Annotated in this window: 13 protein-coding genes; 5 read left to right on the top strand and 8 right to left on the bottom strand. The window is 70.8% G+C overall.

The annotated features are described in order from the left end of the window. Positions 1-163: 163 nt before the first annotated feature. The 3 genes from Q8X39_RS11175 to Q8X39_RS11165 are packed head-to-tail and all read left to right on the top strand — an operon-like array spanning position 164 to position 2,762. Positions 164-1,429 carry a 2Fe-2S iron-sulfur cluster-binding protein gene (locus Q8X39_RS11175; RefSeq protein WP_305749750.1) on the top strand — a complete coding sequence of 422 codons (1,266 nt, stop codon included), beginning with the start codon at positions 164-166 and terminating at the stop codon, positions 1,427-1,429. After that, entirely contained in the window at positions 1,429-2,013 is a 585-nt protein-coding gene (locus Q8X39_RS11170) for a hypothetical protein (RefSeq protein ID WP_305749749.1), read from the top strand. Before Q8X39_RS11175 ends, Q8X39_RS11170 begins: the two co-directional genes overlap by 1 nt. Then, positions 2,010-2,762: a cytochrome c3 family protein gene (locus Q8X39_RS11165; protein WP_305749748.1), complete on the top strand. Its 753-nt coding sequence runs from the start codon at positions 2,010-2,012 to the stop codon at positions 2,760-2,762. Before Q8X39_RS11170 ends, Q8X39_RS11165 begins: the two co-directional genes overlap by 4 nt. Here Q8X39_RS11165 and ahpF read toward each other — a convergent pair whose 3' ends face one another. The 7 genes from ahpF to pqqA all read right to left on the bottom strand — a co-directional run bounded on the left by ahpF (position 2,763) and on the right by pqqA (position 8,780). Continuing rightward, on the bottom strand, positions 2,763-4,343 hold the full coding sequence (gene ahpF, locus Q8X39_RS11160) for an alkyl hydroperoxide reductase subunit F (protein ID WP_305749747.1): 1,581 nt from the start codon (positions 4,341-4,343) through the stop codon (positions 2,763-2,765). A gap of 278 nt (positions 4,344-4,621) precedes the next feature. Then, the gene (ahpC, locus tag Q8X39_RS11155; RefSeq protein WP_305749746.1) at positions 4,622-5,185 is read right to left on the bottom strand and encodes an alkyl hydroperoxide reductase subunit C; all 564 of its coding nucleotides are present in this window, start codon (positions 5,183-5,185) and stop codon (positions 4,622-4,624) included. Positions 5,186-5,366: 181 nt separating this feature from the next. After that, positions 5,367-6,530, bottom strand: a complete 1,164-nt coding sequence (gene pqqE / locus Q8X39_RS11150) for a pyrroloquinoline quinone biosynthesis protein PqqE (protein WP_305749745.1) — start codon at positions 6,528-6,530, stop codon at positions 5,367-5,369. Continuing rightward, positions 6,527-6,823, bottom strand: a complete 297-nt coding sequence (gene pqqD / locus Q8X39_RS11145; protein WP_305749744.1) for a pyrroloquinoline quinone biosynthesis peptide chaperone PqqD — start codon at positions 6,821-6,823, stop codon at positions 6,527-6,529. Before pqqD ends, pqqE begins: the two co-directional genes overlap by 4 nt. Beyond that, complete coding sequence (gene pqqC, locus Q8X39_RS11140) at positions 6,820-7,581, bottom strand: pyrroloquinoline-quinone synthase PqqC (protein WP_305749743.1); 762 nt, start codon at positions 7,579-7,581, stop codon at positions 6,820-6,822. Before pqqC ends, pqqD begins: the two co-directional genes overlap by 4 nt. A 31-nt stretch (positions 7,582-7,612) precedes the next feature. Next, positions 7,613-8,545 carry a pyrroloquinoline quinone biosynthesis protein PqqB gene (gene pqqB, locus Q8X39_RS11135; RefSeq protein WP_305749909.1) on the bottom strand — a complete coding sequence of 311 codons (933 nt, stop codon included), beginning with the start codon at positions 8,543-8,545 and terminating at the stop codon, positions 7,613-7,615. A gap of 160 nt (positions 8,546-8,705) precedes the next feature. Beyond that, complete coding sequence (gene pqqA / locus Q8X39_RS20525; RefSeq protein ID WP_130482337.1) at positions 8,706-8,780, bottom strand: pyrroloquinoline quinone precursor peptide PqqA; 75 nt, start codon at positions 8,778-8,780, stop codon at positions 8,706-8,708. 204 nt (positions 8,781-8,984) lie between these two features. Between pqqA and Q8X39_RS11130 the strand changes: the two genes are divergently transcribed. Both Q8X39_RS11130 and Q8X39_RS11125 read left to right on the top strand, forming a co-directional pair. Further along, the gene (locus Q8X39_RS11130; RefSeq protein WP_305749742.1) at positions 8,985-10,463 is read left to right on the top strand and encodes an ATP-binding protein; all 1,479 of its coding nucleotides are present in this window, start codon (positions 8,985-8,987) and stop codon (positions 10,461-10,463) included. Continuing rightward, positions 10,460-11,095 (top strand): response regulator, encoded by a 636-nt coding sequence (locus Q8X39_RS11125; protein ID WP_305749741.1) that lies wholly within the window; start codon positions 10,460-10,462, stop codon positions 11,093-11,095. Before Q8X39_RS11130 ends, Q8X39_RS11125 begins: the two co-directional genes overlap by 4 nt. Before the next feature lie 107 nt (positions 11,096-11,202). On the opposite strand, the gene Q8X39_RS11120 is transcribed toward Q8X39_RS11125, so the two are convergent. Next, positions 11,203-13,155, bottom strand: a complete 1,953-nt coding sequence (locus Q8X39_RS11120) for a potassium transporter Kup (protein WP_305749740.1) — start codon at positions 13,153-13,155, stop codon at positions 11,203-11,205. Between the last annotated feature and the right edge of the window lie 82 nt (positions 13,156-13,237).

Here is a 13,237-nt window from a genome sequence, read left to right as displayed (position 1 = left end):
CGCACCGGTGTTGCGCCGGTGTCGCGCCGGTGTCGCACCGGTGTCCCAGCGTCCCGGCATCCCGGCGTGCGCCAGGTCAACAAGGGCTCATCGGCGCTGCCGAAGCTCAGCAAGGGTTCATCGGCGATGCCGAAGAATGGGCCCCGGAAGGACGCCCCACGACATGATTCCCGCACCCGATGCCGGCCAGCTGCTCGGCCTGATCGTCGCGGCCCTGCTGCTGCAGGCCGTTGGCGTGGCGGTGCTGGCCATTCGCCAGCGCCAGCGCGCAGCGGATCGGCCAGACCCGGCTGCGACCGATGCCGATCCCGATCCATCGACCGATCTGCGCCAGCCGCTGGCCTGGCCCGGCACCCGGCCGTGGCGGGTGGTCGCCCGCCAGCACGAGGACCTGGCGCAGACGCAGTGCTCCTTCCTGCTCGAAGCGGTCGACGGCACGCCGCCGCCGTCCTTCCGGCCGGGCCAGTTCCTGACCTTCGCGCTCGACCTGCCCGATGCGCGCGCGCCCGGTGGCCAGCGCCAGGTGACGCGCTGCTATTCGCTGTCCGATCGTCCCGGCCTGCCGCAGCTGCGGGTCACGATCAAGCGCGTGCCGGCGCCGGCCGATCATCCGGAGTGGCCAGCGGGGCTGTCGTCCAACCACTTCCATGACCAGGTGCAGGTCGGCGACATCCTGCAGGTCCGCGCACCCTCGGGCCATTTCCACATCGACGAGGACGCATCCGTGCCGGCCGTGCTGGTGGCCGGCGGCATCGGCATCACGCCGATGGTGTCGATGCTGGGCTGGCTGATCACGCACCAGCCCGCACGCCCGGTCCACCTCTACTACGGCCTGCGCAGTCGCCGCGAGCACGCCTTCCAGGCCCATCTGCAGGCGCTGCAGGCCAGCCATCCAGCCCTGCGCCTGCACGTGGTCTACAGCCGGCCGGAGGCATCGGACAGGCTGGGCGTCGACCACCACCACGAAGGCCATGTCGACCTGGCGCTGCTGCAGCGGACCTTGCCGCACGGCCGCCACCGCTTCTTCATCTGTGGCCCGGGCGCGATGATGGGCACGCTGGTGCCGGCACTGCGCGCGTGGGGCGTGCCCGACGAGGACATCCGCTTCGAGGCCTTCGGTCCGGCCTCGGTCCAGCGCCCGGCGGCGACGGCGACGCGCGACGCCTCGGCCGCCAGGCTGCCGATCCGCTTCCAGCGCAGCGGCCGCAGCCTCGTCTGGGATGGCCAGGACGCCAGCCTGCTCGACTTCGCCGAGCGCCATGCGGTGCCGATCGAATCGGGCTGCCGCTCCGGCGGCTGCGGCACCTGCGCCACCCGGCTGATCGACGGCCGGGTCGGCTACGACGGCACGCCCGACCACGACGTCCCCGCCGGCCATTGCCTGCCCTGCGTGGCCCGCCCGCTCACCGCCCTCGTGCTGGAGGCCTGATGGCACGACAAGCCCGCCTGATGCGCCGCGAGGTGCTGCCCTTCCTGGTCTACCTCGTGACGCTGGCGCTGGCCACGCTGCTGATCGACCTGCTGCTGCACCGCCTGGGCATCGCCTGGATCGGCCGCTGGCTGGGCATTCCCGGCACGCTGCTGATCGTGGCGTCGTTCGGCTATTCGCTGCGCAAGCGCCGCCACATCCAGACCGGTTCACCGGTGGGCTGGCTGCGCGCCCACGAGGTCCTGGCCTGGCTCGGCTCGCTGCTGGTGCTGGTGCATGCGGGCATCCACTTCAACGCCATCCTCGGCTGGCTGGCGGTGGCCGCCATGAGCCTGAACGTCATCAGCGGCCTGACCGGCAAGTTCCTGCTCGACCGTTCGCGCCGCCGGCTCGACGCGGCGCGCGAGGGACTGCGCGCCCAGGGCCTGTCGCCCGCCGAGCTGGCCGATCGCACCTACTGGGACAGCATGACCTTCGACGCGGTGCGCCAGTGGCGCGTCATCCACATCCCGATCACGCTGGCCTTCGCGCTGCTCGCGCTGGCGCACATCGTCGCGATCTTCCTGTTCTGGGGCTGGGCATGAAGCGGCTTCTGCTGTGGCTGGCGGCCCTGAACGCCGTGGCGCTGATCGTGCTGGTCTTCGTCTACCCGCACCTGATGATCAGCCCCGGTGCGCTGGTGCAGGGCCATGCCGAACTGGCCACCGACTGCTTCGCCTGCCATGCGCCGTGGCGCGGCGCGAGCGCCGAGCGCTGCACCCTTTGCCACAAGCCGGCCGACATCGGCCTGCGCAGCACGAAGGGCGCGACGCTGCCCCAGCGCGCGCTGAAAGCGTCCTTCCACCAGAAGCTGATCGAGCAGGACTGCATGGCCTGCCACAGCGACCATCTCGGCCCGAAGCTGACGCAGCGCAGCCGCAAGCCCTTCTCGCACGCACTGCTGATGCCCGAGGTCAGCAAGGCCTGCGGCAGCTGCCACCGGGCGCCGGAGGACCGGCTGCACCGGAAGGTCGGCGGGGACTGCGGCGCCTGCCACAGCCAGGAAGCGTGGAAGCCCGCGACCTTCGAGCACGACCGGCATTTCGTGCTGGACCGCGACCACGACGTCGCCTGCGTCACCTGTCACGTGGGCAACGACTACGCCCGCTACACCTGCTACGGCTGCCACGAGCACACGCCCGCCAACGTGCGCGCGGAGCACGAGGAAGAGGGCATCCGGGATTTCGCCGACTGCGTCGAGTGCCACCGCGACCCGGGCGTCGAGCCGGGCGAGGGCAACGGTCGGTCCGGCGGTGGCCGCCGTGGAGGGGGCGACCGCCGGGAGCGCGACTGATCAGGCCGCCGTCGCCTCGACCACCGGCTGACGGATCAGGTGGTCGAAGGCGCCGAGCGCCGCCTTCGCGCCCTCGCCCACCGCGATGACGATCTGCTTGAACGGCACGGTCGTCACGTCGCCAGCGGCATAGATGCCGGGGGCGCTGGTCTGGCACTTGGCGTCGATGATGATCTCGCCGAAGCGGCTCAGTTCGACCGTGCCGCGCAGGAACTCGGTGTTGGGCACCAGGCCGATCTGCACGAACACGCCGGCCAGGTCGAGCTGGTGCTCGGCGCCCGAGACGCGGTCCTTGTAGCGCAGGCCGGTCATCTTCTGGCCGTCGCCGACCACCTCGGTGGTCTGGGCGTTCACGTGGACCGTCACGTTGGGCAGGCTGCGCAGCTTGTTGACCAGCACCTGGTCGGCCTTGAGCTGGTCGGCGAACTCCAGCAGCGTGACGCTGCGGACCACGCCGGCAAGGTCGATCGCGGCCTCGACGCCGGAGTTGCCGCCGCCGATCACCGCGACGTCCTTGCCCTTGAACAGCGGGCCGTCGCAGTGCGGGCAATAGGCCACGCCCTTGGTCCGGTACTCATGCTCGCCGGGCACGTTCATGTTGCGCCAGCGCGCGCCGGTGGCCAGGATGACCGTGCGGGCCTTCAGCTCGGCGCCGTTCTCCAGCTTGACCGAGGCCAGCGCGCCGGGCGCGGCGGCCGGCTCGACCGCCTGCACGCGCTGCAGCGTCATCACGTCGACGTCATAGGCCTTGACGTGGGCCTCCAGCGCGGCGGCGAACTTCGGGCCGTCGGTCTCCTGGACCGAGATGAAGTTCTCGATCGCCATGGTGTCCATGGTCTGGCCGCCGAAGCGCTCGGCCACGATGCCGGTGCGGATGCCCTTGCGGGCCGCGTAGACCGCCGCCGCCGCGCCGGCCGGGCCGCCACCGACGATCAGCACGTCGAAGGGCGCCTTCTCGCCGAGCTTGAGGGCCTCGCGGGCGGCTGCGCCGGTGTCGATCTTGGCGAGGATCTCGCCCATCTCGATGCGGCCGCTGGAGAAGTCCGCTCCGTTCAGCTCGGTCTTGGGCACGGCCATGATCTGGCGCGCCTCGACCTCGGCCTGGAACAGGCCGCCGTCGATGGCGATGTGGCGCACGCGGGGGTTCAGCACGGCCATCAGGTTAAGCGCCTGCACGACGTCTGGGCAGTTGTGGCAGGTCAGGCTCATCCAGGTGGTGAAGCTGAAGTCGCCGTCGAGCGCCTGGATCTGCTCGATCACCGCCGGCTCGACCTTGGGCGGATGACCGCCGGCCCACAGCAGCGCCAGCAGCAGCGAGGTGAACTCGTGGCCCATCGGCAGCGCGGCGAAATGCACGCCCATGTCGTGGCCGACGCGGGTGATCTGGAAGGACGGGCGGCGCTCGTGGCGGCCGTCGTAGCGGGCGCTGATCTTCTCCGGCGCGATCGCCGCGATCTCGGTCATCAGCTCGCGGATGTCGGCCGCACCCTGGGAATCGTCGAGGCTCCCGACCAGCTCGATCGGCTGGGTGATGCGCTCGAAATACGAGGCCAGTTGGCCCTTGGTGGTGTCGTCCAGCATGGTGCGTTCCTTTCGGTGGCGTGTGTCGCAGGGGCGAGTCATGTCCCGGCCCAGTTGAAAGCACGCGCCCGCAGGCCGATCACATGCTTTCAACTGCTCCGAAGAAGTCTCCGAACAGTCCGGTGCCGCAGCACCCTTGGGCTCTCACTCGGTCGTTCTCTTCATCCAGCGGAGACGGTGGATCCGGCTTTGCCGGTCCACTCGTCTCGCCCCCCTTGAGGGGGGAGCGGCGTCAAGCCGCTCCGGGGGGTGGGCCTGACCCACCCCAGAGGGGTGGGTCAGATTTTCCCGACGAGGTCAATGGAGGGAGCCAGCGTCTTCGCGCCTTCCTTCCACTTGGCCGGGCAGACCTGGCCGGGGTTGGCGGCGGTGTACTGCGCGGCCTTCAGCTTGCGCAGCGTTTCCGACACGTCACGGGCGATCTCGTTGGAGTGGATCTCGGCGGTCTTGATGACGCCGTCCGGGTTGATCACGAAGGTGCCGCGCAGCGCCAGGCCCTCTTCGGCGATGTGCACGCCGAAGGCGTTGGTCAGCGTGTGGGTCGGGTCGCCGACCAGCGGGAACTTGGCCTTGCCGACGGCCGGCGAGGTCTCGTGCCACACCTTGTGCGAGAAGTGCGTGTCGGTCGTGACGATGTAGACCTCGGCGCCAGCGGCCTGGAAGGCGGCGTAGTTGTCGGCGGCGTCCTCGATCTCGGTCGGGCAGTTGAAGGTGAAGGCCGCCGGCATGAAGATCAGGACCGACCACTTGCCCTTCAGGCTCTCGTCGGACACGGTGATGAACTTGCCGTTGTGGAAAGCCTGGGTCTTGAACGGCTGGACGGGGGTGTTGATGATGGACATGGTGGTTCCTGTGGGTGGGGTTGAAGGGGTTGGGGAGGAAGCGATGGGTTGAATGCTATCGACAATTCATGTGCGATTGCATCAACGATCTCAATCAACCCCGTTAAGCCCACGCTATCGCCCTGGATGTGCCCATCCGGGGCGACCCACAGGAAACCGGTCCGCCGCGTCGCAGCGACGTTCAGCCCGCGCCCATCAAGGTCCGCGAGTTCTTCGGATCGCGGAAGACGAGCGGGCGCTCGATCATCCGGCCGGCATCGGCATCGTCGACCGCCCGCTGCACCTGCGCGTGGTGCGGGCTCTTCGGGCAGACCGGGTCGGCGGCCTCCGGGTCGTTGGCCAGCAAGAAGGCCTGGCAGCGGCAGCCACCGAGATCCTTTTCCTTGTCCGGGCAGGACACGCAGGGCTCCTTCATCCAGCCGGTGCCGCGGTAGCGGTTGAAGCCCTCGCTGTCGCGCCAGATGTGGGCGATGCCGTGCTCGCGCACGTTCGGGAAGCTCAGGCCCGGCAGCATCTTCGCGGTGTGGCAGGGCAATGCCGTGCCGTCCGGCGTGACGGTCAGGAAGACGTTGCCCCAGCCGTTCATGCACTTCTTGGGCTGGCCCTCGTGGTAGTCGGGGGCGACGAAGAACAGCCGCATGCGGCCTTCGAGCTTCTGGCGCCAGGCGTCGGTGACGGCCTCGGCGCGGCGGATCTGGTCGGAGGTCGGCAGCAGCTGGTCGCGGTTCAGGTGGGCCCAGCTGTAGTACTGCGAGTTGGCCAGTTCGAGGTACTCGGCCCCGAGCGCCTCGGCCATCGCGATGATGCGGTCGATGTGGTCGATGTTCAGGCGGTGCAGCACCACGTTCATGACCATCGGCCAGCCGTTGGCCTTGATGCGCTCGCCGACCTGCTGCTTCAGGCCGAAGGTCTTGGTGTGGCTGAGGAAGTCGTTGAGCTCGCGGGTCGAGTCCTGGAAGCTCAGCTGGACATGGTCCAGCCCGGCGGCCTTCAGCGCCGCAGCGCGCGCATCGGTCAGGCCGACGCCGGAGGTCAGCAGGTTGGTGTAGTAGCCCAGCCGGTGGGCCTCGGCGATCAGGACCTCGAGGTCGTCTCGCTCCAGCGGCTCGCCACCGGAGAAGCCGCATTGCACGGCGCCCAGTTCGCGGGCCTCGCGCAGCACGCGCAGCCAGTCCTCGGTGGACAGTTCCTGGCCCTTGCCGGTGGCCGCGAAATCGAGCGGGTTGTAGCAGAACACGCAGTGCAGCGGGCAGCGGTAGGTGACCTCCGCGAGCAGCCACAGCGGCGGGCCGATCGTCGGCGAGGCCGATGGCGACGGGCTTCCCGGCGAGATGGCCGTGCTCATGACCAGCGCACCCAGCCCTGCTGGCGGGCCATCTGCAGGAAGGCGATCACGTCGGCGCGCAGGCCCTGCGCCCCGAAGGCGGCTTCGAGCTGGCTCACGAGCTGAGCCACCGTGGCGACGCCGTCGCAGCGGCTCAGGATCTCGCCGGCGCTGCGGTTGAGCTTGACCATGCCCTCCGGGTAGAGCAGCACATGGTTGCCCTGGGCCTGTTCCCATTGCAGGCGGAAGCCGGCGGCAACAGCCGGCACGCTGGCGTCGCCCAGTTCGGCAACGGTGGACACGGACGCGTTCATGCGTTCACCCCGTAGCGCAGCGCCATCGCGTCGTTCATGGCCCAGAGGATGTCGAGCTTGAACTGCAGGATGGTCAGCGCGCGTTCCTGCTGCTCGCGGGTGCGGAAGTGGTCCAGCGTGACAGCCAGGCCCTGCTCGACATCGCGCCGCGCCTGGCTGACGCGGTTGCGGAAGTAGCTCAGGCCCTCGGCGTCGATCCAGGGGTAGTGCTCGGGCCAGGTGGCCAGGCGCTGCTTGTGGATCTCCGGCGCGAACAACTCGGTCAGCGACGAGCAGACCGCCTCCTGCCAGGGCGCATGGCGGGCGAAATGGATGTAGGCATCGACCGCGAACTTCACCGCCGGGACGACGTGGCGCAGGTCGACGATCTCCTCGCGGCTCAGGCCGGTGGCCGTGCCCAGGCGGATCCAGGCCTCGATGCCGCCGGCATCCTTGACCTCGCCGATCTCGAAGCCGTCATGGTCCAGGATGCGCTGGATCCAGCCGCGCCGGATCTCGCGGTCGGGGCAGTTCGACAGCACCGCCGCGTCCTTCACCGGAATCGCGATCTGGTAGTAGAAGCGGTTGGCCACCCAGCCACGGATCTGCTCGGGCGTCGCGCGGCCGCTGTTGAGCATCACGTTGAACGGGTGGTGGATGTGGTAGCTGCGGCCGCGCTCGCGCAGCTTCTGCTCGAAGGTGACGCGGTCCCAGGCGGGCGCATCGGCCAGCGCGCGGGCGGCTTCGGGGCTCAGGGTCGGCAGGGTGGCGTGGTTCATCGTGGCGGCGGTTCGGGTGTGTCGGCGGGGTTCAGAACGTCAGCTCCAGGCCGTCGAAGCTGACCTCGACGCCGGCTGCCTCGACGGCGCGGCGCTCGGGCGAGGCCTCGTCCAGGATGGGGTTGGTGTTGTTGATGTGGATGAGCAGCTTGCGGGTGCGCCGCGGCAGGCGGCCAAGCACCTCCAGCATGCCGCCCGGCCCGGATTGCGGCAGGTGGCCGATGTCGCGCGCGGTCTTGCGCGAGAAGCCCAGCGTGATCATCTCGTCGTCGGTCCAGAAGGTGCCGTCGACCATCACGGCATCGACGCTGTTCATGGCCTCCCAGACCGCCGGGCTGATCGCGCCCAGGCCCGGCGCGTAGAAGACCCGCCCGCCGGTGGCCGTGTTCTCCAGGATCAGGCCGACGTTGTCGCCGTCGACCGGTGACTCGCGGTGCGGCGAATAGGGCGCGGGCTTGCTGTCCAGCGGCAGCGCGGTGACGCGCAGCGTCGCCACGCCGGGCGCTTCCAGCGCGGCCGGCAGCGTGACGGCACGGCCGTCGATCGGCAGCTCATGCCAGTCGACGCCGCAGTAGTGGCCCAGCACGCGCAGGATCGGGTTGCCGTGGCTCAGGTCCTCGTGCGCCGGGCGGGTGCTCCACAGGGGCAGCGGCCGGCCGCGTTCGCGCAGCATGAACAGGCCGGTGCTGTGGTCGATCTGGCCGTCGCACAGCAGCACGGCGGCGATGCCGCTGTCGCGCAGCGCACGGGCGGGCTGCAGCGCCGGGCTGCGCTGCAGCTGGGTCAGGATGTCGGGCGAGGCGTTGACCAGCAGCCAGTCGTGCGGACCGCCCACGGCGATCGAGGACTGGGTGCGGGCGCGGTGGTCCGGCGAACCCGCGCGCACCGCCGCGCACTGGCGGCAGTTGCAGTTCCACTGCGGGAAGCCGCCGCCGGCGGCGGAGCCCAGCACGCGCACGGTCAGGACCGGGGAGGCGGAGGAAGTCGAGGCAGTCACGGTGGGCAGGCCGGGTCAGGTCGTGGTCGGGGGAGCGCGGGCGTCGGATGCGACACGGCCCGGCTGCGGATGGACTCCACAGCCGGGCCGTGCGGCTCGTCAAGGGACGATGGGGTCGGTCGCCGGATCAGCGAGCGGCCACGTACATCGTGATCTCGAAGCCGAAGCGGAAGTCGATGGCGGCAGGGGTTTCCCAGGTCATGTGAGTCTCCAGATGGATGGATGGGTGGTGTCGGTGAGGTCCGGCACCGAATGTGTTCCGGTGCGTCGCCAGTGTCGGCAAAGGCCACCGGGCTGTCGTCGCGCGGACCATGAGCCGGGCCTCATGAAAATCGCCATTCGCTGGCCGGGTAGTCCCCAGCCCGCAGTCGCGACGGGGCTGGCTTGCGGCCGGGACAATCGGGTCATGGCCAGCCTCACCGCCTCCTCTGAACCGTCCACCCCGCCACGGCCGGAGGGCGCGCCCGCTGCGGCCCCCGCGCCGGGTGGCCTGGCCTCCGGACACAGCCTGCGCTTCAAGGTGCAGGTGCTGCTGGCGGTGCTGATGGCCGGCTTCATCGCCGCGCTGCTGCTGCTGCAGATCGCCGCCACGCGCAGCAGCGTGCACGAGGAAATCGTGGCCGGCAACCGCGTGGCCGGGCAGATGCTGCAGCGCGTCGGCTGGGTCTACCGGCTGTCCGGGCCGGACGCGATGCTCGATTTCCTGCGCCAGCTCGGCCGCGTCCGGGCCAACGAGATCTCGCTGGTCGACCGCGACGGCCATGTCGTCTACCGCTCGCCGCCCTCGGTCTACAAGCAGGGCCGCGAGGCGCCGGCCTGGTTCGTCGCCTGGGTCGCGCCGCCGCCGCAGCGCCAGCTCATCGAGCTGCCGGGCGGTGGTCGGCTGACCGTGGAGGCCGATGCCTCCCGCGCCATCCTCGACGGCTGGGACGACCTGCTGCGGCTGGCCGCGCTGGGCGGTGCGGCGCTGCTGCTGATCAACGCGCTGGTGTTCTGGTTCGTCGGCGTCACGCTGCGACCCTTCGCCACCATCCTGGCCGGACTCGGCCGGCTCGAACGCGGCGACTACGCCGCCCGGCTGCCGGCACTGCCCGGACGCGAGGCCGGCTCGATCGGCGCGGCCATCAACCGCATGGCCGCCGCGGTCGAGGACCAGCTGCAGGCCCGCCTGGCGGCCTACGAGGCCCGCCGCTCGCTGGCCGAGAGCCGCGAGATCGCCCACCAGATCGAGCTGCACACCGAGCGCGAGCGGCGCGAGATCGCGCGCGAGCTGCACGACGAGCTGGGCCAGTCCGTCACCGCGATGCGCAGCCTGGCGCTGTCGCTGGCCAACCGGCTGGCCACGCGCGACTCGGCCGGCCAGGCCACCGCCACGCTGATCGCCGACGAGGCCGGCCGGCTCTACGCGGTCATGCACGGCCTGATCCCGCGCCTGACGCCGCTGGCGCTCGACAGCCTGGGCCTGGCCGACGCGCTGGCCGACCTGGCCGGCGGCGCCCGCCAGCATCCGGGTGCGCCACGCATCGAGCTGACGGTCGCGCCGCTGCCGGCCGACCTCGACGGCGACCTCGCGCTGGCCGCCTACCGGGTCGTGCAGGAAGCCCTCAACAACGCGTTGCGCCACAGCGGCGCGACGCTGCTGCACATCGCCGTGCAGGTCGATGACGGCCCTGAAGGCGAACGCCTGCGGGTGCGCGTGGACGACAACGGCCGCGGCCTGCCGGCCGACTGGCAGCGCCCCGGCCACTACGGCCTGCGCGGCCTGCGCGAGCGCGTGCGCAGCCTGGGCGGTTCGCTGGCGGTCGGCACGGCCCAGGTCGGCGGCGAGTCGCCCGGCGTGCGCCTGGACGCCAGCCTGCCGATGCGCCGGGAGGCCGGCCGATGATCCGCGTCATGCTGGTCGACGACCACACCATCGTCCGCATGGGCTTCAAGATGCTGCTGGAGTCCTCCGGCGCCGACATCGAGGTGGTCGCCGAGGCTGGCTCCGGCGACGAGGCGCTGGCCGAGCTGGAGCGCAACCGCCCCGACCTGCTGGTGCTGGACCTGTCGATGCCCGGCATGTCTGGCCTGGAGCTGCTGCGGCGGCTGCGCGCCCGCGACGACACGCTGCGCGTGCTGGTGCTGTCGGCCCACGAGGACACCGCCCACCCGCGCCGCGTGCTGGCCGCCGGCGCGCAGGGCTACCTGAGCAAGCGCGGCGCGCCCGAGGCGCTGGTCGACGCGATCAGGCGTGTCGCCGCCGGCCAGCGCTACATCGACCCGGCCATCGCCCAGAAGCTCGCGCTGGCGCAGCTGGGCAACGAGCCCAACCCGGTCGACGCGCTGTCCGAGCGCGAGTTCGAGGTCTTCGTGATGCTGGCCCGCGGCGCCAGCGTGGCCGACATCGCCAGCCGGCTGAAGCTCAGCGCCAGCACCGTCGGCACCCACCTCTACAACGTCAAGCAGAAGCTCGGCGCCGCCAACCAGGCCGAACTGACGCTGCTGGCGCTGCGCTGGGGACTGCTGGAAGCCTGACCCGCCGGGCGAGGGGCTGACAGCCCCGCCGGGCGCCGGGCCGCCCCAAGCCGGCGGGCATCCCCCCGGGGGATCGACCGGCGTACCCGCCGGGCGAGGGGCTGACATCAAATCTGGACGCGCGTCCCCAGTTCGACGACCGCGTTGTCGGGCAGGCGGAAGAAGGCCGACACGTCGCTCGCATGGCGGCTCATGACCGCGAACAGCGACTCGCGCCACGCCGCCATGCCCTGGCCGGGTGTCGGCACCACGGTCTCGCGGCTGAGGAAATAGCTGGTCTCGAACACGGGCACGCGCAGGCCGTGGGAGGCCGCCAGCGTCAGCGCCTGGGGGACGTCCGGCGTGTTCATGAAGCCATAGCGCAAGGTCACGCGCCAGAAGCCATGACCGAGCGGTTCGACCTCGATGCGATCGCTCATCGCCACCCAGGGGACCGGCTCGAAGACCACCGTCAGGATCACGTTGGTCAGGTGCAGGACCTGGTTGTGCTTGAGGTTGTGCAGCAGCGCCTGCGGCACCGTGGTCGGGTCGGCCACCGGGTAGACGGCGGTGCGGTCGGCGCGGCAGATGCCGACGGTGTCCAGACCGTCCACGAAGGGGCGCAGGTCCAGGCCGTCGCGGCGGATGCCGGCCAGCAGCTGGCTGCGACCCCGCGACCAGGTGCTCATCGCGACGAACAGCAGCAGGCCCAGGACCAGCGGGAACCAGCCGCCGTCGAGGAACTTGACCGCGCAACCGGCCACCAGCAGCACGTCGAGCGTCAGGAAGAAGGCCGTCGCGGCGATCGCGAGCGGTGCCGGCAGACGCCAGGCGCGTCGCACCACGAACCAGGTCAGCAAGGTGGTGATCAACATCGTCAGCGTGACCGCGATGCCGTAGGCCGCCGCCAGCGCCGACGAGCTGCCGAAGTGCAGGACCGCGGCGACGACGCCCGCCAGCAGGACCCAGTTGACGGCCGGCAGGTAGATCTGGCCGGCCTCGCGGGCGGAGGTGTGGCGCACCCGCATGCGCGGCAGGAACCCGAGCTGGATGGCCTGGCGCGTCATCGAGTAGGCGCCCGAGATGACCGCCTGGGACGCGATGATGGCGGCGGCCGTCGCCAGCACCACGGCCGGCAGCAGCCAGGCATCGGGGAACAGGCGGTAGAACGGGTTCTCGATGGCGGTCGGGTCGTTCATCAGCAGGGCCCCTTGGCCGAGGTAGTTCAGCGCCAGCGAGGGCATGACCAGGCCGGTCCAGGCCAGCTGGATCGGCCGCCGGCCGAAGTGGCCCATGTCGGCATAGAGCGCCTCGGCGCCGGTCAATGCCAGCACGATCGCGCCCAGCGCGGCAAAGACATGCCAGCCGCGTCCGGCCAGGAAGTCCCAGGCATGGACCGGGTTGAGCGCCGCGAGGATGGCTGGCGCCTCGGCGATGTGGACCCCGCCGGCCACGCCCAGCGTGACGAACCACAGCACGATCACCGGCCCGAACCAGCGCCCCACCACCGCCGTGCCATGGCGCTGCAGCGCGAACAGGCCGACGAGGATCAGCACCGACAGCGGCACGACCCAGGCATCCAGCGTCGGGGTGATGAGATGCAGGCCCTCGACGGCGCCCAGCACCGAGATCGCCGGCGTGATCACGCTGTCGCCGTAGAACAGGGTGGCGCCGAACACGCCCAGCAGCAGCAGGGCGTGGCGCAGCCGGGGCTGGCCCTGCACCGCCTGCGCGGCCAGGGCGGTCAGCGCGAGCCCCCCGCCTTCGCCATGGTTGTCCGCCCTCAGGATGAGCACGACGTACTTCAGCGTCACCACCAGCATCAGGGCCCAGAAGATCACCGAGACCGCGCCGATCAGGCTGGCCGCGTCCAGCGGCACGCCGGTGGCGGGCGCGAAGATCTCCTTCATGGTGTAGAGCGGACTGGTGCCGATGTCGCCGTAGACCACGCCGATGGCGCCCAGCGTCAGCGCCGCCAGGCCCTGGCGGCGGGTGGCCTGGTAGCCGGCATCGGCGCTGTCGCGGGAGGGTGCTGGACGGGAAGGGGAGGACGGGGCCTGCGAGGCGGGAGCGTCGGTCATGACAAGCCTGGGGGTTGGGAAGGTGACAGCATGCCGGCGGCCGCATCAGGAAGGCATAAGGGCCAGGGGCCGCAGCCGGGGA

This window comes from Leptothrix discophora, from assembly GCF_030705305.1.
GTDB classification, from domain to species: Bacteria; Pseudomonadota; Gammaproteobacteria; order Burkholderiales; family Burkholderiaceae_C; genus Sphaerotilus; species Sphaerotilus discophorus.
Note: the sequence above shows the minus strand (reverse complement) of the source record. Positions and strands in the feature narration are given on the sequence as shown.